Source organism: Uliginosibacterium sp. sgz301328, from assembly GCF_041807905.1.
In the GTDB taxonomy this organism is placed as follows: Bacteria; Pseudomonadota; Gammaproteobacteria; order Burkholderiales; family Rhodocyclaceae; genus JBGVSA01.
Genome location: NZ_JBGVSA010000008.1, coordinates 31279 through 53022 on the forward strand (window position 1 = coordinate 31279; position 21744 = coordinate 53022).

The following is a 21744-nucleotide window of genomic DNA, read 5'->3' on the forward strand; positions in this document are numbered from 1 at the left end:
AGGCGTCTTGCCCGCGGCCGGATCGGCGCCTGCGGAGTCTTTGCGGGGCCGGGCGTGCGTGGCACGCCCGGCGTGGTCAGGCGGAGTGGACGCGCGGCATCAACTGACCTTGCCGAGCAGTACCTCGGGCAACCACAGCGACAGCGCGGGGATGTAGGTCACCAGCATCAGGGCGGCGATTTCGAAGGCGAACATCGGAAGCAGCGGACGGGTCAGCTCGGTGAGGCTGACGCGCGAGACGCGTGCGGCGACGAACAGGGTGCTGCCGACCGGGGGCGTAGCAATGCCGATACACAGGTTGAACACGATGATGATGCCGAAGTGCACCGGCGATATGCCCAGTTTCACCGCCACCGGAAGGAAGATCGGCGTGAAGATCAGCAGCCCCGGCGTGATGTCGAGGAAGGTGCCGAGCAGCAGCATCAGCACGTTGAACATCAGCAACAGCGTGTACGGGTTGTCCGAGATGGCGATGATTGCGTTGGCGATGGCCTGGACCGAGCCCGTGCTGGCGAGCAGCCACGACATTGTCATCGACACGCCGACCATCAGCATGACGACAGCGGTGCCTACGGAGGCATCGAGGATGCTGCGTGCCAGCGTCTGCCACGACAGGCTGCGGTAGAAGAACTTGCCGAGGACGAACGTGTAGAACGCTGCGACGCCCGCCGCCTCGGTCGCCGTAAAGATGCCGGCGACGATGCCGCCCATGACGATCACGATCATCGCCAGTGCGGGCAGGGCGCGCAGAAAGATCGTCATCGATTCGCCCATCGAATAGCGATGGACTTCGCGCGGCAGGTCGCCGCGCATCGCCACGATCCACAGCCAGATCATGACGGACAGCGCCATCAGGATGCCCGGGATGTAGCCGGCCACGAACAGTACGTCGACCGGGGTTCCACCCGAAATCAACGAGTACACGATGAGCGCGCCGGACGGCGGAATCAGCAGGCCGCAGGGCGATGCGGCCACGTTGGCGGCAGCGCAGATGGGCATATTGTAGCCGGCCTTGCGCTGCAACGGCGACATGACCGAGCCGACCGCCGCGGCGCTTGCCACGGCAGAGCCCGAAATGGCACCGAACAGCGCATTCGCCACCACGGTGATCTGCGCGAGCGAACCCGGCATCCAGCCGACCAGCACCTTGGCCAGATCAATGAGGCGCGCCGCGATGCCGCCGGTATTCATGATGCTGCCGGCAAGAATGAACAATGGGATTGCGACGAGCGTGAAGCTGTCCAGGCTCGACGCGATGCGCTGGGCCGAGACGATGAGCGCGGCGTCGACGGTGGGCGTGACGGTGAACAACGCCAGCAGCGTGCCGATGCCGATGCAAAAGCTCACCGGCACGCCGAACATCAACAGGCCGATGAAGACGATCGTTAGGATCCACAGGGCGGTGCTCATGACTGCAGCTCCTTTTCGACGTGTTCGATGGCTTGCTCGACCTCGTCGGCCGGCCTGGCGTGGCCGGGCGCCACGATGATGACGATCTGATAGAAAGCGGCCGCCACGCCGGCGATGGGAATGCACAGGTAGACGTATCCCATGGGCACTTCGAGCGTCGCCGAGAGTTGCTCCACTTCGAACGCCCGCAGCACGAGCTTTCCGCCGCCGTAGATGAGCACCGCGAGGGCAAAGGCCAGCACGATCACCGCGACCGCCCGCATGTGCGCATGCAGCGCCGCGCCGGTGAGTTTTTCTTCGAGCATGGTGTAGGCCATGTGCTCGATGCGTCCGCAGGCGTATGCGGTGCCGAGCAGGCTCAGCCAGATGACGGCGAAGCGCGAATACTCTTCGGTGAAAGTCGAGGGGTCGTTGAGCAGGTATCGACTGATGACCTGCCACAGTACGCATAGCGACAGCGTCGAAAAGCAGACGATGAGCGCCGCCTGCAGCACGCGGTCGAGCGCGGCCTTGATTGTGAACAGCATGAGATGGCTCCTTGTCCGTCGGCGCGCGCGGGGCGGGCCGACGGTACCAGCGTGACTTACTTGACGGCGGCGATCTGGTCGAGGAGGGATGCGATCTTGGCGTTTTTGCGCTCGGCGTCGATCATGGGTTTGACCTTGGCGACGAAGGGCGCTTTGTTGGGAGTGATGAACTTCACGCCCATTTTTTCGGCCTTGGCGCGTTCGGTCTGCTCGAATTCGGCCCACAACTTTTTCTGGAGTTCGAACGATTCCCTGGCGGCGGCGCGGATGATGTCCTGCTGCGGCTTCTTCAACGAATCCCATTTGGTGGTGGAGATCACCAGCACATCCGGCACGATCTGGTGCTCGTCTGCGGAGAAGAACTTGGTGACTTCGCCGTGGCGGCCGCTGGTCAGAGCGGTGACGTTGTTTTCGGCACCGTCGACCACGCCCATTTGCAGGGCGGAATAGACCTCGCCCCAAGGCATCGGGGTCGGCGAGGCGCCCAGCGCCTGGATCATCTTGATCGTCGTCGGGCTTTGCTGGATGCGGATTTTCATGCCCTTGAGATCATCGGGCGTGTTGATCGGCTTCTTGGCGTAGAAGCTGCGCGAGCCCGAATCGTAAAAGGTCAGTCCCACGAATCCCTTGTTCTTGGAGGCCGCCAGGATCGACTCGCCGATCGGTCCCTGCACGACCTTGAAGAAATGGTCCTTGTCGCGGAACACATACGGCAGGTTGAAGACTTTGTACTCGGGGACGAAGGTCTCCAGCGGCGCGGCGTTGGCCTTGGTCATTTCCAGTACGCCGTTCTGCACTTGTTCGAGCAGTTCGCGTTCCTGCCCGAGCTGGCCGTTGGGGAACACTGTGATCTCGATTTCGCCATTGGTCTTTTGCTTGACCACATCGGCAAAGTGCTTCATTGCGATGTGCACGGGGTTGTCTTCCGGCAGGCCGTGCGCCAGGCGCATCTTGTCGGCTGCCTGTGCCGTACCGCAGGCAAACGCCAGGGCGAACGAAGTGGAAAGCAGTCCGCGCGCCGCGCGCTTCAGCGTGTTGGTCATGGTTGTCTCCTGTTATGCGTGATCTTTTGCCACGTGATGTCATCGCGGCCGGGGCGGGCACTGGAACGAGATGTGCCGACGGCGGGAAGCTAGCAATCCCGCCGAATTGCAGGCAAAGGGTTTTACTGAAAAAAGTTGCAGAGACTGTGCAAGGGAAGGTGCTGATGGAGGTCTATGCTCCGCAGTGCCTATAATTGTTGAGTATGAAAAAATTTTCATGAGGGTTTCCCCTTGCCGGGTAAGTTGAGGATTCGACAACTGGCCGAGCAGACGGGCCTGTCGATCAGCACGGTCTCGCGCGTGCTGGCCGGCAAGGGCAACGTCAGCGCGCGCGCCAAGGAAAAGGTGCTCGCCTGCGCCCGCACGCAGGGCGTTCTGCATGACCTTTCTTCAGGGCGGCTGTTGTTCCGCACGGTCACGATCTTTGCGCCGCCAAGGGCGTTCGATGTCCGCATGGACATCTTCTATTTCAAGGTGATCGAAGGGGTGCGGGAGGCCGTCTCCCCCTATGACACACGAGTGACATACAGTCCGCTCGAAGAGCGGGACTGCGACGTCGCGTTGTTCCTCAAGAAGATCGCCGACCCGTCGGTCGAAGCCGCCATCTTGATTGGCATCGACGACCCTCTGGTCCACGAAATGGCCGCCGACATGGGCAAGCCGTGCGTACTGGTCAATTGTCGCGACACCACCTTGCGACTCGACGCCGTGTTGCCCGATCACCAATTGATCGGCCAGTTCGGTGCCGATTGGCTCATCCAGCAGGGACACCACGACATTCTTGTCGTGCAGTGCCTGCGCCGTGCGACGATGGAACGGCGCCTTGCCGGGATTCGCGATGCTTTCGCGGCAGCCAACGTGCCTTTCGTGGACGAACACAATCTGGTCACGACGGGAGGCTTCGGTGCTGAAGAGGCGCGGCAGGCAGTGCTGGGCCACTTCGCCCATCTGCCGAGGAACCGCTACCCGACCGCCATTCTCGCGGGCGGGGATTTCATGGCGGCCGGTGCGATGAAAGCCGTGCGGGAACTGAATCTGTCGGTGCCGCGAGACATTTCGGTGATGAGCATGGACGGCTTCAATCTCGCGCAGATCGACGACGTCGCGCTGACATCGATGCATGTACCGCGAAGCGAGCTGGGGTTCGAGGCGATCCGCATTCTTCAGCAGCGCCTCACGCGCCCGGAGGCGCCGTTCGGTACCTTGCTACTCAACGGTCGACTGATAGTGCGTGACTCCGTGCGTCGCCTGGGGCGGCGCACGGAACAGGCGCGCGGGGCGCAGCAGGATTACAGCCTGTATGGCAATTGAGGGCCGGGCGGGAAGCCGGCGACATGCCACCGTTGGAAAACGCAAAAAGAGAGCCACCCGTGGGTGGCTCTCTCGACGGCGTAGCGCTGACGCTCAGGAGGGCTTGCGGAAGTGGATTTCGCCGCCCTCGGCGTCGACCACCACGGTGTCCTTGGCACCGAAGCGCCCTTCGAGGATTTCCTTCGCCAGCGGGTTCTCGATGTGCTCCTGGATCGCCCGCTTGAGCGGTCGAGCCCCATAGACCGGGTCAAAGCCCGACTTGGAGATTTCGAGCAACGCCGGGTCGGACACCATCAGGCCGATCTCCAATCGTGCCAGCCGCTTCTGCAGGTATTCCAGCTGAATGCGGGCAATCGACTGGATATGTTCGTTCGCCAGCGCGTGGAACACCACGACCTCGTCGATGCGGTTGATGAACTCGGGGCGGAAGAAGGTCTTCACCTCGCTCATGACCGCAGCCTTGATGACGTCATACGGTTCGTGGCTCATCGACTGGATCATCTGGCTGCCCAGGTTCGAGGTCATCACGATCACCGTGTTCTTGAAGTCGACCGTGCGCCCCTGTCCGTCTGTCATGCGGCCGTCATCGAGCACCTGCAGCAGCACGTTGAACACGTCCGGGTGCGCCTTTTCGACCTCATCGAAGAGGATCACCGAGTACGGCTTGCGGCGAACCTGTTCGGTGAGATAGCCGCCTTCTTCGTAGCCCACGTATCCCGGCGGCGCACCGATCAGGCGCGCCACGGAGTGCTTCTCCATGAATTCGCTCATGTCGATGCGGATGAGGTGGTCCTCCGAGTCGAACAGGAATTCGGCCAGCGTCTTGCACAGTTCGGTCTTGCCCACCCCGGTCGGCCCGAGGAACAGGAACGATCCGTACGGACGGTTCTCGTCGGCGAGTCCGGCGCGTGAACGGCGGATCGCGTCCGACACGAGGCGCACGGCCTCATCCTGACCGACCACGCGCGTATGCAGGTGCTCTTCCATCTTGAGCAGCTTGTCGCGTTCGCCCTGCATCATCTTCGACACGGGAATGCCCGTGGCGCGCGAAACGACCTCGGCGATTTCTTCCGCGCCGACCTGCGTGCGCAGCAGCTTGTTGGCCTTCTTTTCGCTGCCGCCGGCTTCGGCTGCCTTGAGTTGCGCCTCGAGCTTGGGCAGCTCGCCGTATTGCAGCTCGCTCATCTTTTGCCAGTCGCCGCGGCGCTTGGCTTCTTCCATCTGCACGCGCACCTTTTCGATGGCTTCCTTGATGTGCTGGCTGCCGGCGACCTGTGCCTTTTCGGCCTTCCAGATTTCATCGAGGTCGGCGTATTCGCGTTCGAGCTTGGTGATCTCTTCTTCGATCAGGCCAAGGCGGCGCTGCGAGGCTTCGTCCTTTTCTTTCTTGACGGCTTCGCGCTCGATCTTGAGCTGGATGATGCGACGGTCGAGCCGGTCCATCGACTCCGGCTTGGAGTCGATTTCCATCTTGATGCGCGCGGCTGCTTCGTCGATCAGGTCGATGGCCTTGTCCGGCAGGAAACGATCGGTGATGTAGCGGTGCGACAGTTCCGCCGCCGCCACGATGGCCGGGTCGGTGATGTCCACGCCGTGGTGGAGTTCGTACTTCTCCTGCAAGCCGCGCAGGATGGCGATGGTCGACTCCACCGAAGGCTCGTCCACCAGCACTTTCTGGAAGCGGCGTTCGAGCGCGGCGTCTTTTTCGATGTACTTGCGGTATTCATCCAGCGTGGTCGCGCCAATGCAGTGCAGCTCGCCGCGCGCCAGCGCGGGCTTGAGCATGTTGCCGGCATCGATGGCGCCTTCGGCCTTGCCGGCACCGACCATGGTGTGGATTTCATCGATGAAGACGATGATGCGGCCTTCTTCCTTGGCGATGTCGGCCAGCACGGCCTTCAGGCGCTCTTCGAACTCGCCACGATACTTGGCGCCTGCCAGCAGCGAGGCCATGTCGAGCGAAAGAACGCGCTTGCCCTTGAGGGTTTCGGGCACCTCATCGTTAATGATGCGTTGCGCCAGCCCTTCGACGATGGCGGTCTTGCCCACGCCGGGCTCGCCGATCAGCACCGGGTTGTTCTTGGTGCGGCGTTGCAGGATCTGGATGGCGCGGCGGATCTCGTCGTCGCGGCCGATGACGGGGTCGAGCTTGCCCGAACGGGCGCGTTCGGTCAGGTCGAGGCAGTATTTCTTCAGCGCCTCGCGTTGCGATTCAGCGTCCTGGCTGCCGACCGAGGCGCCGCCGCGTACCGCTTCGATGGCCGCTTCCAGCGCTTTGCGGTTGGCGCCGTGTTCGCGCAGCAGACGGCCGGTTTCGCCTTTGTCATCGACGACGGCGAGCAGGAACATCTCGGTGGCGATGAATTGATCGCCGCGCTTTTGCGCTTCGCGGTCAGTCACGTTGAGCAGGTTGCTCAGGTCGCGGCCGACCTGGACCTCGCCGCCCGTGCCTTGTACTTGCGGCAGGCGCGCCAGACCACGATCGAGCGCGGTGCGCAGCGGCGGCACGTTAACGCCTGCGCGGGCGAGCAGCGAGCCGGTGCCGCTGTCATCGTCATCGAGCATGGCCAGCATGAGGTGCTGTGGCTCGATGTATTGGTTCTCATTGCCGACAGCGATGCTCTGCGCTTCGGACAGCGCTTGCTGGAATTTGGTCGTCAGTTTGTCGAATCGCATATGGGTCACCCCCTGAAATACTGGAATTGCTCAACAAATGGGGTTGCGCGCATCGCTTTCAAGGCATGCGCTCACTACATTGATAAAGGCTGCGGTCGCCTCTTTGATAGTGGCACGTGGCGCTTTCATCTGCGAACCGGCTCTCCAAATGCTAGCTTGAGAGAATGTGCGCCGCGAACCGGCCGGTGCACTGTCGGGCTGACTGCCGTTTTCGACCAACCATATGGAGGTAGGTGTCATGGCGAGCAACCAAGAAGCGCTTGGCGCATTACAGAAGAAGAATCTCGACGCCGCGATGGAACTGGCGCAACTGTCGATCGAAAACTCACAACGCATTCTCGAACTGCAAATGCAGGCCGCCCGCGACATATTCGAAAGCGGCGTGTCCAGCGCGCGGGCCGTTGCACAGGCCAGCACGCCGCAGGAAGCCCTGCAACTGCGCAGCCGCTATGCGCAGGAGACCACCGAGAAGATGCTGGCATGCAGTCGCGGCATCGCACAGGTGGCCACGGAACTGCAGATCGAAATGGGTCGGCTGGTGAGTCAGCAGTTTGCCGAAAGCGGCAGCGACGTGATTGCCAGCATGCAGGGCATGTTCAAGAACACACCGCTGAGCAATGACGCGGCGACGAAAGCCTTGCAGGACAGTTTCGATACCGCTCGCCGCACGCTCGAACAAGTCGTGCAGGCGTCGTCCGCCGCCTTCGGCGCGGCAACCGGACAGGGCGCGCGCAAACCGCGCAAATAAGACTGTGTCGGGTGAGTGCGCACAGCGCAATGCAGTGCAGTGCGCTGCGACGCTCACCCCGATGATGGCGTGCTGTTCGCGTTGCCGGCGGCGGTGGCGCCTGTCAGGCCGAGTGCAATGCCCAGCCACAGGAACAGCATGAATGCCACGCGCGGAGCGTCGATGATGCTGTCGAACGTGCCTGCCACGAGGAAGCCCGCTAGGCTCGCCGCCATCGGTGCAGCCATTGGATGCATATTGCCCGGCCATCCGACGAGGCGGACCAACGCCACGATGAAGGCCAGTCCTAGCGCCACGACGCCAAGCGCGCCGTTCTCCACGAGCATGTGGAGGAACACGTTCTTGGCATGCCAGGGCAAGTGCTGACGATCGGAAGCGGAGAACCAGCGCCAGCCATCGAACGCGAAATTGCCGTTGTCGATACGTTCCGTGCCGGTGGCGTCAATGAGCGAAATGCCGGTGACGTCGAAAGCCTGCGTGGCTTGCGGCGAGAAGGCGAAGGTCAGCGGGCGATAGGCATACCACGGCCCGCCGTCGAGATTCGTATCCGCCGCCGCGTCCCAGGTCAGCAGGTGCCATTGGCCATCGCCGGGAATCGTCATGTTCCGGCCGATGCAGACCGCCGGGTAGATCAGGTGCTTGCGGCACAACTCCATGCCGATGACGGCATCGGTTCGCGCGCGACCGCGGAACTGCAGGCGCGCCGGCAGCACGACTTCGTTGCCGCGGACGCGCTGTGTCAGGCGGAACACTTCCTCGCCGCCCTGGATGTGGCGCGGGGCATCGAGCGTGGCCCACGTCGTTTGTCCATCCGAGTTCAGGTGTACATCGCCCGAAAACAGCGAATCGATGACCTTCCAGCGATAGGCCAGCGGGAACTGCCCCGCGCCCAGGCCGAGTAGTGCGTACGAGGGGCTGTCGACCAGCGTGACGACCTGGCGCCAGTTGTTGATGCGAGTGTTGAGGTCGGCGCCGATGGTGGAGAAGCGGGCGCCGGCATAGTAGCTGTTGGCGACGGCGATGGTCATGCCCGTGCAGCCCAGCGCGACGAGCAATGGCACGATGTGGCGCCGTTTGATTCGCCAGGCAACGCGCCCGGCCAATGCGGGCACCGAGGTCAGCGCCGCCAGCACGAGAGCGGCCACCGCCATCAGCGTGCCGGCCTCGCCCCCGCCCCAGTGATCGGCGACGCGCACTGCGCCAATGGCGCTCCATGCCAGGGCCGCGAATGCGCCCACCGTGCCGAGCGCACGGCGTGGGCGGCCGGGCTGGGTGCTGAGCGCGGCCAGCACCACGATGCCGATGAACTGCAGATACACCATCTTTTCGTGCAGCGCGTCCAACATCGCCGCCAAGCCCGCCAACACGATGCCGCAGGCCAGGCCGACCAGCACCGGTCCGCGCGAAGCCGCCGGGGCGTCTGGCGCGGCGCCGGCGGCAAGCCAGCCGCAAACCGCCAGGCACAGTAGGGCGACGAGTCCGCGATAACCAGAACTGTCGAAGGTCGCCGCAGCCGCCAGCAGCACCGTCGTGATGAGCAGGGCGATTGGCCAGCGCACAGGCTGCGAACGCCGTTGCCGTGCGGAGGGTTGCCAGAGCGACAGCGTCAGGAGAACCAGCAGCGACACGCCAGCGGCGGCGTAAGTGCTGCGGGTGAAGCCGGCCAGGATGGCGTAGGCTCCGAGCAGGCTGGCCAGGCCGGCGCCGACGCGCAGCCAGCCGCGCCCGCGCACGGCCGCCCATACCGTGATGGGCCAGGTCAGGACGAGTGCGCCGTCGAGTGCGGCGCCACCGACGTGCATCTCCCAGAACGAGCCCGTGGTGCGGTAGTCGGTGGCGAAGTCCGTCAGCGACGTGAAGGACAGGCGCTCCAGCAAAACCGCGCTGGCGACGCCAAGCATCGCCAGTACCGCTCCGGCCGCGAGCCCGCGCAATCCGGTGCGGGTGAGGAAGGGCAGGCACCACAGCGCAAGCAACGGTCCGCGAGCCAGGCGAACCGCCTCCATGTTCCCGCCGAAGAGCACGAAAGTGCCCGCGTTGATCGCTGGCAGCGGCGTCAGGCCGCGAGCCAGGGCGACGATGTAGCTGACCCACAGTAGTGTGATGACGATCAGCGGGCCGGCGTTCCAGCGCAGGTGTGCTTCGTCGCGTTCGCTGGCGTGAAGTCCTCGCAGGCCGAGCGCGATGAGTGCCGCGCCGATGAGTGCGTCGCTTTCGGCGAAGTACCCGTTGCCCGTCCACGCCGTGAGATCGATGATCGGAATGAGCGCGAGCAGGAGCGCGAGCCAGTATCGCGGGCGCCACAGCAACAACGCCACGGGCAGGAGAACCAGCAACGCAAACCAGCCCGGGCGCGACAGCAATATCCAGCCGGCGATCAGACCGGCGCCGATGGGTACCGACAGGGCTGCATGGAGAATCGATGAGAGTGTCCGGCTGGAAGCCGGGGCGGGGGCACTGCGCGAAGGTCGGGTCATCGGAGGCGGCCGGCGCGTGGACTATTCATCCATGATAGCCGAGCGCGCCCCGATGTCGGCCGGCCATATGGCCGGCACTGGGTCAGACCTGGTACTGCGAGAGCGTTTCTTCGATGGCGCGGCTGCGTTCGACCAGCGCCTGCACCGCCGTGGCGGTGTTGGCGACGGCGCCGAAATTGCCATCGGTCATCTGTGCTATCTGTTCGACCTGGCGCGAGATCTCGGTGCAGGCGGTGTTCTGCTCGCGGATGGCCGAGGATATCTCGTCGACCATGCTCATGACCTGGCTGGTTTCGCTGCGGATCTTCTGGATCGCCTCGCCCGCGCTGCTGGCATTGGCGGCCCCCTCGTCGACCTTGGCTACGGCCACGTTCATGCTCTCCACGGCTTCTTCCGCACCGGTCTGCATGCGCGTGATGAGTCCGGCGATCTCTTGCGTGGAGTTGGCGGTGCGCTCGGCGAGCTTGCGCACTTCGTCGGCCACCACGGCAAAGCCGCGCCCTTGCTCGCCGGCACGGGCGGCTTCGATGGCGGCGTTGAGTGCCAGCAGGTTGGTCTGGTCGGCCACTTCCTTGATGACCCCGACCACCGAATTGATGTTCTCGCTGTCGGCGCGCAGGGCCGAGATGCGCTCCGATGCACTGCGCACGGATTCGGCGATGCTCTTGATTTCTTCCACCGTGGCCAGCACGACTTCCGACCCGCGCTCGGCGACTTGATCAGATGCCATCGACTGGCGGTTGGCTTCGTGCGAGCGATCGGCGATGTGCGCGATGCTGACCGTCACCTCTTCCATTGCCGACGCCATGCCCGACGAAGCATCCGACTGGACGCGCGAGTTATCGGCGATGGCGGCGGTCTTGCTGTCGATCTCGCCGGCGGCGCCACTGATTTCGCTGACAGCTTGCTTGATCTGACCGAAGCTCGTGCGCAGCCGTTCGAGCAGCCGGTTGTAGGCCGACAGCGTCTGGCCGATTTCGTCGTGGCTGCGTACCGGCACAGCATGCGTGAAGTCGAGGTGGTCAGCCGTGTAGATGATCTCGTCGCGCATGCGCGTCAGCGCGCCGGTGATGGAGCGGCCGATGAGCAGGCCGAGCACGGCAAGTACTACGACGGATACCGCTGCGGCGGCGACGGAGATGTACATCGTCGTCGAGAACGCGGTGTCGATCGCATTGAGTTCGCCCTTGGCCGCGTCCGAGTTGTAGCGCGCGAGCTGGACGAAATCGTCCTGAACCTTCTGGTTGAGCGGGCGGCCTTGCGTGGAGAGAAGCTGCAGCGCCAGGTTCTCTCCGCCCATGACAACGTCGCTCTTCTGGGCGGTGGCCACCACGCGCTCCATCACGTCGAGGTACGCGGAGAGGTCTTCGTGCAGCGCGCCGACCAGTTTCTTTTCGACCGGCGTGTCGGCGAACTGCTTGTCGTAGGCGGCCGCGCCATCGAGCACTGCCTTGCGCTTGTCGGCGATGGCCTCGCCGATCTTGTCCTTGCGGTCGAGTTCCGTTTCCACGGCGTACTGCGTGACCAGCAGATGCATGGTCAGGTAGTTGGCGCGTAGATCGTCGATCAGCAGCACGCTGGGCATGGCGCTGGCGGCGATGGCTTCGGTATGGCCTCTGGTGACCGACATGCCGGTCAGCGAAACGCCGATGGCGATGGCTACCGTGGCGGCCGACAGCACGATGATGGCGAGAATCCTGACGCGGATACTCAGGCTAAACAGTCTCTTCATGTCCAGCGTTCCTTTGGCGTGGCGTCGCGTGGCTTGCCGATGCGCGCGGCATGCGGACCGTTCTTGCGCGGGCTGGCGGCGACTCTTGGGGGAGCGCTGCGGCGGCACAAGGCCGCCACTGCGCATCTACACGCATATCGACGCCGAACTGCGTTTCCTTGAGTGGATAACGTTCAGGCCCGAAAGGGCAGGGTCAGTCCAGGCTCTGGTTGAGCAACTGGGCGAGGCGCGAGCCGGCGCGCTCCATCTGTTCGCGGATGACGGGGACGGCCTGCTCCTGATAGGCACGGTCGAGGAGCACGGGACTCTTCAGTTTTGCGTCGCAGGCAAATCCTTCGAGCGGCTGGTAGACCGCCCGAAGTGCGATTTGCCGGGTCTCCAGCATCCACTGCGTCGGCGCTTCGGCGGCAATCGGAGCCTGAGAATAGGCATGCCACTGCAAGGGGCCGCGCGACAGGGCAAGCTCGGCAAGCTGGCTGTCCCAGGCTTGATGCAATGTGGTGCCGGGCTTGGCCTTGAGTCCTTCCAGTTCAACCTTGACTTGCCCCTTGTCCAGGCCGACACCGGAGTGCAGCGGCTGATGCAGGTCGCCCACCAGATGCACGACCCATTTGAGCGCTTCATTGCGCACGCGAACGGGCTGCTGCTTGTCGCGGAGCAGGGCTGCGTAGTGGATGATGTTCTCGTCGACGCAGTGGCCGTCCTGGCATGCGCCGAGCGCATCGCTGCAGACCGGGTTGGCACGCGTATGCCATCCGGCATATTCGCCCTTGGGTGCAATGTCGCGGATTTCGTCTGGCCACGACGCGATATGGGCCAGCGTCGTACGCCCGGATGGTTTTCCGTCGCGGTCCAGATCGTCCCGCAACAGGGCTTCCACCTGCGCCTGTGCGGTGGGTGTCAGGTGTGCCTGGGCGAGTGCGGCGACAGCCGCGTGGCCCTTGCGGCCCCATGCCGATGCATCGGTGGTCCAGGCGGATATGCCCGCGACGGCGAGCAGGATGAATGCGGCGCGAGCCATTGAATGTCCCCGGGTGTTGTTCTTGCGCGGCGGACGCGCCGCGCCGTGATGTTAGCCGAGGACGGGCGGCAATGCGCCGCCCTTTCATCCGCAAATGGTTATACGGCCGCCTCCAGTGAGGCGCGGCGATCGTGCCGGCATTCGCGCACGCGTTCGACATGGCCGGCTTCATCCACGGTTTCGAGCCGCACGTTGAACCCCCACAAGCGTGCCACGTGACGCAGCATTTCGTCCGTGCCATTGCCGAGCGGGCGACGCTTGAATGTCTGGTGCCGCAGCGTGAGCGTGCGATCGCCCCGGAAGTCGACGTTCCACACCTGGATGTTCGGCTCGCGCGAGCCGATGTTGTAGTGTTCCGACAGCACGTCGCGGATGCGGCGGTAGCCGTCGTCGTCATGAATGGCTGCGACCTTGAGCCGGGCCTCTCGGTCGTCGTCCAGGATCGAGAAGAAGCGAAACTCGCGCATCAACCGTGGGGACAGGTATTGCGCGATGAAGCTCTCGTCCTTGAAGTTGCGCATCGCGAAGTCGAAGGTCTCGCGCCAGTTGCTGCCGGCAATGTCCGGGAACCACCGGCGGTCTTCATCCGTGGGGTCTTCGCAGATGCGGCGGATGTCGGTCCACATCGCGAAGCCCAGCGCGTACGGGTTGATGCCTCGATACCACGGCACCTTGTACGGAGGCTGCATGACGACGTTGGTGTGCGAGTGCAGGAATTCCATCATGAAGCTGTCCGCCAGCAGACCTTCGTCGTAGAGCGTATTGAGCAGCGTGTAGTGCCAGTACGTGGCCCAGCCTTCGTTCATGACCTGTGTCTGCCGTTGCGGGAAGAAATACTGACTGACCTTGCGCACGATGCGCACGACTTCGCGCTGCCACGGTTCGAGCAGCGGGGCGTTCTTTTCGATGAAGTACAGCAGGTTTTCTTCCGGCTCCGGCGGGAAGCGCTTTTCGGCATGCGCCGCGGCCTTGGATTCCTGCTGCGGCAGTGTCCGCCAGAGCGCGTTGACCTGAGATTGCAGGTAGTCCTCGCGCTCCTTCTGGCGGACTTTTTCTTTTTCGAGCGACAGCTTCGGCGGCCGCTTGTAGCGGTCGACGCCGACATTCATCAGCGCATGGCACGAGTCGAGCAAGAGTTCGACTTCTTCCTCGCCATGGCGCTCTTCGCACTCGGCGATGAAATTGCGTGCGAACACGAGGTAGTCGATGATTGCGTCCGCGTTGGTCCACGTGCGGAACAGGTAGTTGCCCTTGAAGAACGAATTGTGTCCGTACGCCGCGTGGGCGATCACCAGGGCCTGCATCGTCATGGTGTTTTCTTCCATGAGATACGAGATGCAGGGGTTGGAGTTGATGACGATTTCGTACGCCAATCCCATCTGGCCGCGACGGTAGCCTTTTTCGGTGGAGATGAACTGCTTGCCGAAGCTCCAGTGGTGGTAGTTCACCGGCATGCCGACGGAGGCGTAGGCGTCCATCATCTGTTCGGCCGTGATCAGTTCGATCTGGTTGGGGTAGGTATCCAGGCCATAGCCTTCGGCCACGCGGCGGATTTCCGCGTGGTACTCGTCGATCAGGTCGAAGGTCCACTCCGATGGGGCGGGAAGGTGTCTCTTGGCGCGTTTCTTCATGCTCTGTCCTCTCGGCCGGGGGCGACGGGCGCGTTCATACGAGATTCTTCTTGAACAGTTCGCGGAACACCGGGTAGATGTCGGCGTAGCTCTCGATGCGCTGCATGGCGAAGTTGGGGTAGTGGCCGCCGAGCTTGTCGTACTCGCGCCACAGGTTCTGTGGTTCGCCGGGCGTGATCTCGATGTAGGCGAAGTGCTGCACGTACGGAAGGATCGCGCTGCCGAGCAATTCGCGGCAGTGAGGCGAGTCGTTCTCCCAGTTGTCGCCGTCGGAAGCTTGCGCGCCGTAGATGTTCCACAGGCCGGTGGCGAAGCGCTCGTGGATGATGTCGCGCATCATGTCGAGCGCGCTGGATACGACCGTGCCGCCGGATTCGCGCGAATGGAAAAAGTCCTCTTCATCGACTTCTTTCGCCACGGTGTGGTGGCGGATGAAGACCACTTCGATGTGCTCGTAGGTGCGGGTCAGGAAGAGGTACAGCAGCATGAAGAACCGCTTGGCGGTGGCTTTCTTCTCTTCGTCCATCGAGCCCGAGACGTCCATCAGGCAGAACATGACGGCCTGCGTCGATGGCTGGGGCAGGCGCACGCGGTTGTTGTAGCGCAGGTCGAACGTGTCGATGAACGGGATGGCGTCGATCTTGGCGCGCAGTACGCCAATATCGGCCTTCACGCGGGTGATGGCTTCCAGGTCCTGCGGATCGGCTTCTTCGAGTTCGGTGAGTTCCTTTTGCAGATCGCGCAGCTTGCCGGAATAGGGCGCGGACAGGGCCAGCCGCCGTCCCAGCGCGCCGCGCATCGACCGCACGAGGTTCAGGTTGGTCGGCACGCCGTCATTGGAAAAGCCTGCGCGTTGGCTCTTGTACTCGGGGATGCGCGCCAGTTGCGTCTTGACGAGGTTGGGCAGGGCCAGATCGTCAAAGAAAATGTCGAGGAATTCCTCACGCGAGAGCTGGAAGACGAAGTCGTCCTCCGATTCGCCTTCGTTGCTGGCGCCCTTGCCGCCGCCTCCCGCGCCGCCACCCATCGGGCGGCTGATTTCGTCTCCGGTCGAGAATTGATCGTTGCCTGAATAAACCTGCTCCCACTCGCCGCCTTCGCCATGCTGGAACTGCGGTTCGTTGAGGTCGCGGGCGGGAATGGTGACGGATTCACCATTGTCGAGGTCGCGGATGCTGCGGCCGTCGATGGCATCGGCCACGGCGCGGCGTATCTGGTGCTTGAATCGCCGCATGAAACGCTGCCGGTTCACAGCGCTTTTCTTCTTGCTGTCGAACCGTCTGTCGATGATGCGAGCCATGAGAACCTCTCGATCGTTGGGGGTCGGGCAGGGCGACCGCTCGCCGGCGGCGGGCTCGCTCTGCCTGCGCGCCGCACGCGGTGTCGGCCGCGTGCGATACGCCACGGGTCAGGATGATTTTCTGACCCTCAGGTACCAGTCGCACAGCAGACGTACCTGATTCTCGGTATAGCCCTTCGTGATCATGCGGTTGACGAAGTCCTGATGCTTTTTCTGCTCGTCGGCGCTGCCCTTGGGCGAGAAGGAAATCACCGGCAATAGATCTTCGGTGTTCGAGAACATCTTCTTCTCGATCACCGCTCGCAGCTTTTCATACGAAGTCCAGCTCGGGTTCTTGCCGGCGTTCTTGGCCCGCGCCCGCAGTACGAAGTTGACGACTTCGTTGCGGAAATCCTTGGGGTTGCTGATGCCGGCGGGTTTCTCGATCTTTTCGAGTTCGTCGTTCAGGGCCGATCGGTCGAAGATCTCTCCCGTGTTCGGATCACGGTATTCCTGGTCCTGTATCCAGAAGTCGGCGTACGTGACGTAGCGGTCGAAGATGTTCTGGCCGTACTCGGAATACGATTCGAGATAGGCCGTCTGGATCTCCTTGCCGATGAACTCAGCGTAGCGCGGCGCCAGGTATTCCTTGATGAACGCGGTGTACTTCTGGTCAACCTCGGGCTGGTATTGCTCCTGCTCGATCTGTTGTTCCAGCACATACATCAGGTGCACCGGGTTGGCGGCGACTTCGCGGTGGTCGAAATTGAACACCCGCGACAACACCTTGAAGGCAAAGCGGGTGGACAACCCCGTCATGCCCTCGTCGACGCCCGCGTAGTCACGGTATTCCTGGTAGCTCTTGGCCTTCGGGTCGGTGTCTTTGAGGTTTTCACCGTCGTAGACGCGCATCTTGCTGAAGATGCTGGAATTTTCCGGCTCCTTCAGGCGCGACAGCACGGCGAACTGGGCCAGCATCTTCAGCGTGTCGGGCGCGCAAGGCGCGTTCGAGAGCGAGCTGTGGATCAGCAGCTTCTCGTAGATGCGGATTTCTTCAGACACACGCAGGCAATAGGGCACCTTGACGGTGAAGATGCGATCGAGGAAAGCCTCGTTGTTCTTGTTGTTCTTGAATTGCTGCCATTCTGATTCGTTGGAGTGGGCCAGGATGACGCCGTCGAAGGGGATCGCGCCGAAGCCTTCCGTGCCTTTGTAGTTGCCCTCCTGCGTCGCCGTCAGGAGTGGGTGCAGCACCTTGATCGGTGCCTTGAACATTTCGACGAATTCGAGCAGGCCGCGGTTGGCCAGGCACAGTCCGCCGGAGTATGAGTAGGCATCCGGGTCGTTCTGCGAGTACTGCTCGAGCATGCGTATGTCGATCTTGCCGACGAGTGAAGAAATGTCCTGATTGTTCTCGTCGCCGGGTTCGGTCTTGGCCACCGCGATTTGCCGCAAGGTGGACGGCCGCAGCTTGACGACCCGGAATTTCGTGACGTCGCCGTTGTACTCGTGCAGCCGCTTGACGGCCCACGGCGACATGATGTTGTTGAGATAGCGGGACGGGATGCCGTAGTCGTCGGACAGAATCTTGCCGTCCTCGCCCGGATCGAACAGCCCGAGCGGCGACTCGTGGACCGGCGAATCCTTGATGGCGTAGAAGGGGACGTGTTCGATGAGTTGCTTGAGCTTTTCGGCCAGCGAGCTCTTGCCGCCGCCTACCGGGCCCAGCAGGTACAGGATCTGTTTCTTTTCCTCCAGCCCCTGGGCTGCATGCCGGAAGTACGCCACGATGTTCTCGATGGCCTCTTCCATACCGTAGAACTCCCGAAAGGCCGGATACACCTTGATGACCTTGTTCGAGAAGATGCGCGAGGCGCGCGGGTCCAGCCGCGTGTCGACCATCTCGGGCTCGCCGATCGCCATCAGCATCCGTTCGGCTGCGGTGGCGTAGGCAGAAGGATCCGTCTTGCAGATTTCCAGATATTCCTGCAGCGAGTATTCCTCTTCCTTGCTGGTTTCGAAGCGGGCTTGATACGCGCTGAAGATACTCATGCAACACCTCCTTTGAGCGACGGCGCGGCCACACGCAGGGCTTTGCGGATCGTCACGCCGACGATGAGTCGTCCTTCGGCCTTTTCGCCGCACCAGCTTGGCGCCGACTGTCCGGAAGAATGCCTTCCGAACAAGTCATCGCCGCTGCCACGTTGGAGTGGCCGGAAGTGAGAAAATTCTGCGCCTTCCGGAGCAGGATGCAACAGGCTCGAATGACGAAAAAAACGATGCATGGACCGTGCCAGGATGGGGCAGCGCCAAGGCGCGCGCGGCGCAGCGGGGACGGCTGGCTCGTTGTGCTAGAATCCCAAAGTTAGCGTTTCAAGTGCGAGCGCCGGAACATCTTCCGTGGCGCTCAAAAGCCGGGGGTGCCTCCGCGCTGGTGGAATCGCACTCCTGCTCCGTTTTGGTGCGGGCATGGTTCGGCCACGCACTGGCACCCGCTTTATTTCTGTCCAGGGATTTTTCCGCATGCAAACGAACGAAGTGACGCCGAGCCCGCTCGAGCGCCGTATTGATCTGTCGGTTTCGCTGGCCGACATCGAGAAAGACGTCGAAGCCCGCCTGGCCCGTCTGGCGCGTACCGTGAAGATGGCCGGTTTCCGCCCCGGCAAGGTGCCGCTCAAGCTGGTGAGCCAGCAATATGGCCCGCAAGTCCGTTCCGAAGTGCTCGGCGAATCCGTCGAACGCGCTTTCGGCGAAAAGGTCCGCGAACAGAATCTGCGCGTTGCGGGTTATCCCCGCATCGAACCGAAGGAAGACGGTGTCGAAGGTGAAGTCGCTTTCTCCGCCACCTTCGAGGTGTACCCGGAAGTGAAACTGGGCGATCTGTCCGAGCGCCCCATCGAGCGCGCCGTCTTCACGGTGACCGATGCGGAAGTCGCCCATACCCTCGACGTGCTGCGCAAGCAACGCGCCGTGTATGAAGCGGTCGATCGTGCGTCCGAAAAGGACGACCGCGTGGTCGTGGACTTCACCGGCCGCCGTGACGGCGAAGTGTTCGAAGGCGGCGTCGCCAGCGACTTCCCCGTGCTCGTCGGCGGCGGTCAGATGCTGCCCGAGTTCGACGCCCAACTGGTCGGTGTCAAGAACGGCGACACCAAGACCTTCGATCTGACCTTCCCGGAGGACTACCACGCCAAGAACCTGGCGGGTGCCACGGTGCAGTTCGAGATTGTCGTGAAGTCGGTCGAAGCGCCGCGTCTGCCTGAGCTGGATGCAACGTTTGCCAAGGCGCTGGGCGTTGCCGACGGCGACATCGAAAAGATGCGCGCCGAAATCCGCGGCAACCTGGAACGCGAAGTGAAGCGTCGCCTGTTCGGCCGTACGCGCGACCAGGTTCTGGAAGCTCTCGTTGACAGCACCTCGTTCGAAGTGCCGCGCGCGCTGGTCGAAGGCGAATCGCAGCGCATGGCCGAACAGGCCAAGCAGGATCTGGTGCAGCGTGGCGTCGACCCCAAGAACGTGCCGGTGCAGCCCGAGTGGTTCACCGAACAGGCCGCCCGTCGTGTGAAGCTGGGCCTGATCGTTGCGGAGGTCGTAGCCGAGCACAAGTTGCAGGCCAAGCCTGAGCAGGTGCGCGCCCAGGTCGAAGAGCTGGCCCAGAGCTACGAACAGCCGGCCGAATTCGTGAAATGGTATTACGCCAAGCCCGAAAACCTGCGCGGCATCGAAGACATGGTCGTTGAGGCCAACGTAGTCGAATGGGTATTGAGCCAGGCCAAGGCCAGCGATAAAGTGGTGACGTTCGAAGAGCTGATGGGCAACGCCCCCCAAGCCTGACGAGCCCCCTCCTGATTCAACCAACGGACTCAAGGAATGTTTCTGCATAACGCCATGACAAACGCGCAATCCGACTGGGACCCGCAGGGCCTGGGCCTCGTGCCCATCGTCGTCGAGCAGAGCGGCCGGGGTGAGCGCTCCTACGACATCTACTCGCGCCTGCTGCGCGAGCGCGTCGTGTTCCTGGTAGGCCCGGTCAACGACCAGACGGCCAACCTGATCGTGGCTCAACTGCTGTTCCTTGAGTCCGAGAATCCGGACAAGGACATCTACTTCTATATCAACTCGCCGGGCGGTTCGGTGACGGCTGGCATGGCGATCTACGACACCATGCAGTTCATCAAGCCGGCGGTGAGCACGCTGTGCGTGGGGCAGGCGGCCAGCATGGGCGCCTTCCTGCTGGCAGCCGGCGCAAAGGGCAAGCGCTTCTGCCTGCCCAACTCGCGCGTGATGATTCACCAGCCGCTGGGCGGCTTCCAGGGCCAGGCTTCGGACATCGAAATCCATGCCCGCGAAATCCTCACGCTGCGCGCCAAACTGAACAACATGCTGTCCGAACACACCGGCCAGCCCGTAGAGCGTATTGAAAAAGACACCGACCGTGACAATTTCATGTCTGCCACGGAGGCAGCGGAGTACGGTCTCGTCGACAGGGTCCTGAACAGCCGCATGGACGTGGCGTGAGTTCCGGAACCGGCGACGACAGAAAACAACACATAGGCTCGATATGACCGACAAGAAACCCGGTAGCGGGGACAAGCTGCTTTATTGCTCGTTCTGCGGCAAGAGCCAGCACGAAGTTCGCAAGCTGATCGCCGGTCCTTCGGTGTTCATCTGCGACGAGTGCATCGAGCTGTGCAACGACATCATCCGCGACGAGATGGGTAGCGACGGCACGGCTCGCCTTGAGCGTTCCGATCTGCCCACCCCGCGCGAGATCGGCGAGATCCTCGATCAATACGTCATTGGCCAGACGGGCGCCAAGCGCATTCTGTCGGTGGCGGTGTACAACCACTACAAGCGTCTGCGGCACGCGTCGAAGTCGGCCGACGATGTCGAGCTTTCCAAGAGCAACATCCTGCTGATCGGACCGACAGGCTCGGGCAAGACGCTGCTAGCCCAGACGCTGGCCCGCCTGCTGAACGTGCCGTTCGTGATGGCAGATGCGACCACTCTGACCGAAGCCGGTTACGTGGGCGAAGACGTCGAGAACATCATCCAGAAGCTGTTGCAGAAGTGCGACTACGATGTCGAACGTGCGCAACAGGGCATTGTTTACATTGACGAAATCGATAAGATTTCGCGCAAGTCCGACAATCCGTCGATCACGCGCGACGTGTCGGGCGAAGGCGTGCAGCAGGCGCTGCTCAAGATCGTCGAGGGCACCATCGCCGCCGTGCCACCGCAAGGTGGCCGCAAGCATCCCAACCAGGACTTCGTGCAGGTCGATACGACCAACATGTTGTTCATCTGCGGCGGCGCGTTCGATGGTCTGGAAAAGGTCATCCGTGACCGCACGGAGCACGTCGGCATCGGCTTTGGTGCTCAGGTCAAGAGCCGCAGCGAAGGGGGCCTCTCCGAGGCCTTCGAGCAGGTCGAGCCGGAGGATCTCATCAAGTTCGGCCTGATCCCCGAATTCATCGGTCGCCTGCCGGTCGTGGCAACACTGCATGAACTTTCGGAAGAGGCGCTGATCCAGATCCTCATCGAGCCCAAGAACGCACTGATCAAGCAGTATCAGAAGCTCTTCGCCATGGAGGGCGTGGAGCTCGAGGTGCGCCCGGCCGCGCTGCAGGCGATTGCCCGCCGCGCAATCAAGCGCCGTACCGGCGCTCGCGGTCTGCGTTCGATCATCGAGGCGGCGCTGCTGGACGTCATGTACGAACTGCCGAGTCTGGAAAACGTAAGCAAAGTGGTGATCGAAGAGAACACCATCGAGTCGAACGCCAAGCCAATCCTGATCTACGCTGATCAACCCAAAGTCTCAGGTTCCAACTGAGTGCACCAGGCGCGGGCGAAATTGCCCGCGCATCGCTTCTTGAATTGCACTCCCGT

At 62.7% G+C, this 21744-nt stretch carries 15 protein-coding genes; 5 read left to right on the top strand and 10 right to left on the bottom strand.

The genetic code is table 11. The features are described 5' to 3' along the window. Window positions 1–99 precede the first annotated feature (99 nt). From ACDA63_RS07915 to ACDA63_RS07925, 3 genes are read right to left on the bottom strand one after another with little or no spacing between them, the layout of a single operon-like run. Window positions 100–1410, bottom strand: a complete 1311-nt coding sequence (locus tag ACDA63_RS07915) for a TRAP transporter large permease (protein ID WP_373662680.1) — start codon at window positions 1408–1410, stop codon at window positions 100–102. Continuing rightward, the gene (locus tag ACDA63_RS07920; protein WP_373662681.1) at window positions 1407–1937 is read right to left on the bottom strand and encodes a TRAP transporter small permease; all 531 of its coding nucleotides are present in this window, start codon (window positions 1935–1937) and stop codon (window positions 1407–1409) included. The genes ACDA63_RS07915 and ACDA63_RS07920 overlap by 4 nt, the downstream gene beginning before the upstream one ends. Before the next feature lie 56 nt (window positions 1938–1993). After that, window positions 1994–2980 (bottom strand): TRAP transporter substrate-binding protein, encoded by a 987-nt coding sequence (locus tag ACDA63_RS07925; RefSeq protein ID WP_373662682.1) that lies wholly within the window; start codon window positions 2978–2980, stop codon window positions 1994–1996. A gap of 231 nt (window positions 2981–3211) precedes the next feature. Here ACDA63_RS07925 and ACDA63_RS07930 point away from each other — a divergent pair, with 231 nt between their 5' ends. Further along, window positions 3212–4291 carry a LacI family DNA-binding transcriptional regulator gene (locus ACDA63_RS07930; RefSeq protein ID WP_373662683.1) on the top strand — a complete coding sequence of 360 codons (1080 nt, stop codon included), beginning with the start codon at window positions 3212–3214 and terminating at the stop codon, window positions 4289–4291. 93 nt (window positions 4292–4384) lie between these two features. Here ACDA63_RS07930 and clpB read toward each other — a convergent pair whose 3' ends face one another. Further along, the gene (gene clpB / locus ACDA63_RS07935) at window positions 4385–6967 is read right to left on the bottom strand and encodes an ATP-dependent chaperone ClpB (RefSeq protein WP_373662684.1); all 2583 of its coding nucleotides are present in this window, start codon (window positions 6965–6967) and stop codon (window positions 4385–4387) included. Between the two features lie 238 nt (window positions 6968–7205). On the opposite strand from clpB, the gene ACDA63_RS07940 reads away from it, so the two are divergent. Next, window positions 7206–7715 (top strand): phasin family protein, encoded by a 510-nt coding sequence (locus ACDA63_RS07940; RefSeq protein WP_373662685.1) that lies wholly within the window; start codon window positions 7206–7208, stop codon window positions 7713–7715. Between the two features lie 53 nt (window positions 7716–7768). On the opposite strand, the gene ACDA63_RS07945 is transcribed toward ACDA63_RS07940, so the two are convergent. The 6 genes from ACDA63_RS07945 to ACDA63_RS07970 form a co-directional block, all read right to left on the bottom strand. Further along, the gene (locus ACDA63_RS07945; RefSeq protein ID WP_373662686.1) at window positions 7769–10192 is read right to left on the bottom strand and encodes a hypothetical protein; all 2424 of its coding nucleotides are present in this window, start codon (window positions 10190–10192) and stop codon (window positions 7769–7771) included. Between the two features lie 82 nt (window positions 10193–10274). Next, window positions 10275–11924, bottom strand: a complete 1650-nt coding sequence (locus tag ACDA63_RS07950; RefSeq protein WP_373662687.1) for a methyl-accepting chemotaxis protein — start codon at window positions 11922–11924, stop codon at window positions 10275–10277. A 193-nt stretch (window positions 11925–12117) separates the two neighbouring features. Next, a complete protein-coding gene (locus tag ACDA63_RS07955; RefSeq protein ID WP_373662688.1) occupies window positions 12118–12945 on the bottom strand; it encodes a S1/P1 nuclease in 828 nt (275 codons plus the stop codon). A 98-nt stretch (window positions 12946–13043) separates the two neighbouring features. After that, entirely contained in the window at window positions 13044–14576 is a 1533-nt protein-coding gene (locus ACDA63_RS07960; RefSeq protein WP_373662689.1) for a SpoVR family protein, read from the bottom strand. A 34-nt stretch (window positions 14577–14610) separates the two neighbouring features. Then, window positions 14611–15876, bottom strand: coding sequence for a YeaH/YhbH family protein (locus ACDA63_RS07965; protein WP_373662690.1), 1266 nt, complete (start codon window positions 15874–15876; stop codon window positions 14611–14613). Between the two features lie 108 nt (window positions 15877–15984). Continuing rightward, window positions 15985–17907 (bottom strand): PrkA family serine protein kinase, encoded by a 1923-nt coding sequence (locus ACDA63_RS07970; protein WP_373662691.1) that lies wholly within the window; start codon window positions 17905–17907, stop codon window positions 15985–15987. A 471-nt stretch (window positions 17908–18378) separates the two neighbouring features. Between ACDA63_RS07970 and tig the strand changes: the two genes are divergently transcribed. The 3 genes from tig to clpX are packed head-to-tail and all read left to right on the top strand — an operon-like array spanning window position 18379 to window position 21688. Further along, window positions 18379–19689, top strand: coding sequence for a trigger factor (tig, locus tag ACDA63_RS07975; RefSeq protein ID WP_373662692.1), 1311 nt, complete (start codon window positions 18379–18381; stop codon window positions 19687–19689). Between the two features lie 54 nt (window positions 19690–19743). Further along, the gene (gene clpP / locus ACDA63_RS07980) at window positions 19744–20373 is read left to right on the top strand and encodes an ATP-dependent Clp endopeptidase proteolytic subunit ClpP (protein ID WP_373662693.1); all 630 of its coding nucleotides are present in this window, start codon (window positions 19744–19746) and stop codon (window positions 20371–20373) included. A gap of 43 nt (window positions 20374–20416) precedes the next feature. Then, entirely contained in the window at window positions 20417–21688 is a 1272-nt protein-coding gene (clpX, locus tag ACDA63_RS07985) for an ATP-dependent Clp protease ATP-binding subunit ClpX (RefSeq protein WP_373662694.1), read from the top strand. Window positions 21689–21744 lie beyond the last annotated feature (56 nt).

Excerpts from the sequence above, each read along its gene's own strand:
- ACDA63_RS07915 (WP_373662680.1), bottom strand. The coding sequence starts at position 1,410 with ATGAGCACCGCCCTGTGGATCCTAACGATCGTCTTCATCGGCCTGTTG.
- clpP (WP_373662693.1), top strand. The coding sequence starts at position 19,744 with ATGACAAACGCGCAATCCGACTGGGACCCGCAGGGCCTGGGCCTCGTG.
- clpX (WP_373662694.1), top strand. The coding sequence starts at position 20,417 with ATGACCGACAAGAAACCCGGTAGCGGGGACAAGCTGCTTTATTGCTCG.
- ACDA63_RS07925 (WP_373662682.1), bottom strand. The coding sequence starts at position 2,980 with ATGACCAACACGCTGAAGCGCGCGGCGCGCGGACTGCTTTCCACTTCG.
- ACDA63_RS07920 (WP_373662681.1), bottom strand. The coding sequence starts at position 1,937 with ATGCTGTTCACAATCAAGGCCGCGCTCGACCGCGTGCTGCAGGCGGCG.
- ACDA63_RS07950 (WP_373662687.1), bottom strand. The coding sequence starts at position 11,924 with ATGAAGAGACTGTTTAGCCTGAGTATCCGCGTCAGGATTCTCGCCATC.
- tig (WP_373662692.1), top strand. The coding sequence starts at position 18,379 with ATGCAAACGAACGAAGTGACGCCGAGCCCGCTCGAGCGCCGTATTGAT.
- ACDA63_RS07965 (WP_373662690.1), bottom strand. The coding sequence starts at position 15,876 with ATGGCTCGCATCATCGACAGACGGTTCGACAGCAAGAAGAAAAGCGCT.
- ACDA63_RS07955 (WP_373662688.1), bottom strand. The coding sequence starts at position 12,945 with ATGGCTCGCGCCGCATTCATCCTGCTCGCCGTCGCGGGCATATCCGCC.
- clpB (WP_373662684.1), bottom strand. The coding sequence starts at position 6,967 with ATGCGATTCGACAAACTGACGACCAAATTCCAGCAAGCGCTGTCCGAA.
- ACDA63_RS07960 (WP_373662689.1), bottom strand. The coding sequence starts at position 14,576 with ATGAAGAAACGCGCCAAGAGACACCTTCCCGCCCCATCGGAGTGGACC.
- ACDA63_RS07945 (WP_373662686.1), bottom strand. The coding sequence starts at position 10,192 with ATGACCCGACCTTCGCGCAGTGCCCCCGCCCCGGCTTCCAGCCGGACA.
- ACDA63_RS07970 (WP_373662691.1), bottom strand. The coding sequence starts at position 17,907 with ATGAGTATCTTCAGCGCGTATCAAGCCCGCTTCGAAACCAGCAAGGAA.
- ACDA63_RS07940 (WP_373662685.1), top strand. The coding sequence starts at position 7,206 with ATGGCGAGCAACCAAGAAGCGCTTGGCGCATTACAGAAGAAGAATCTC.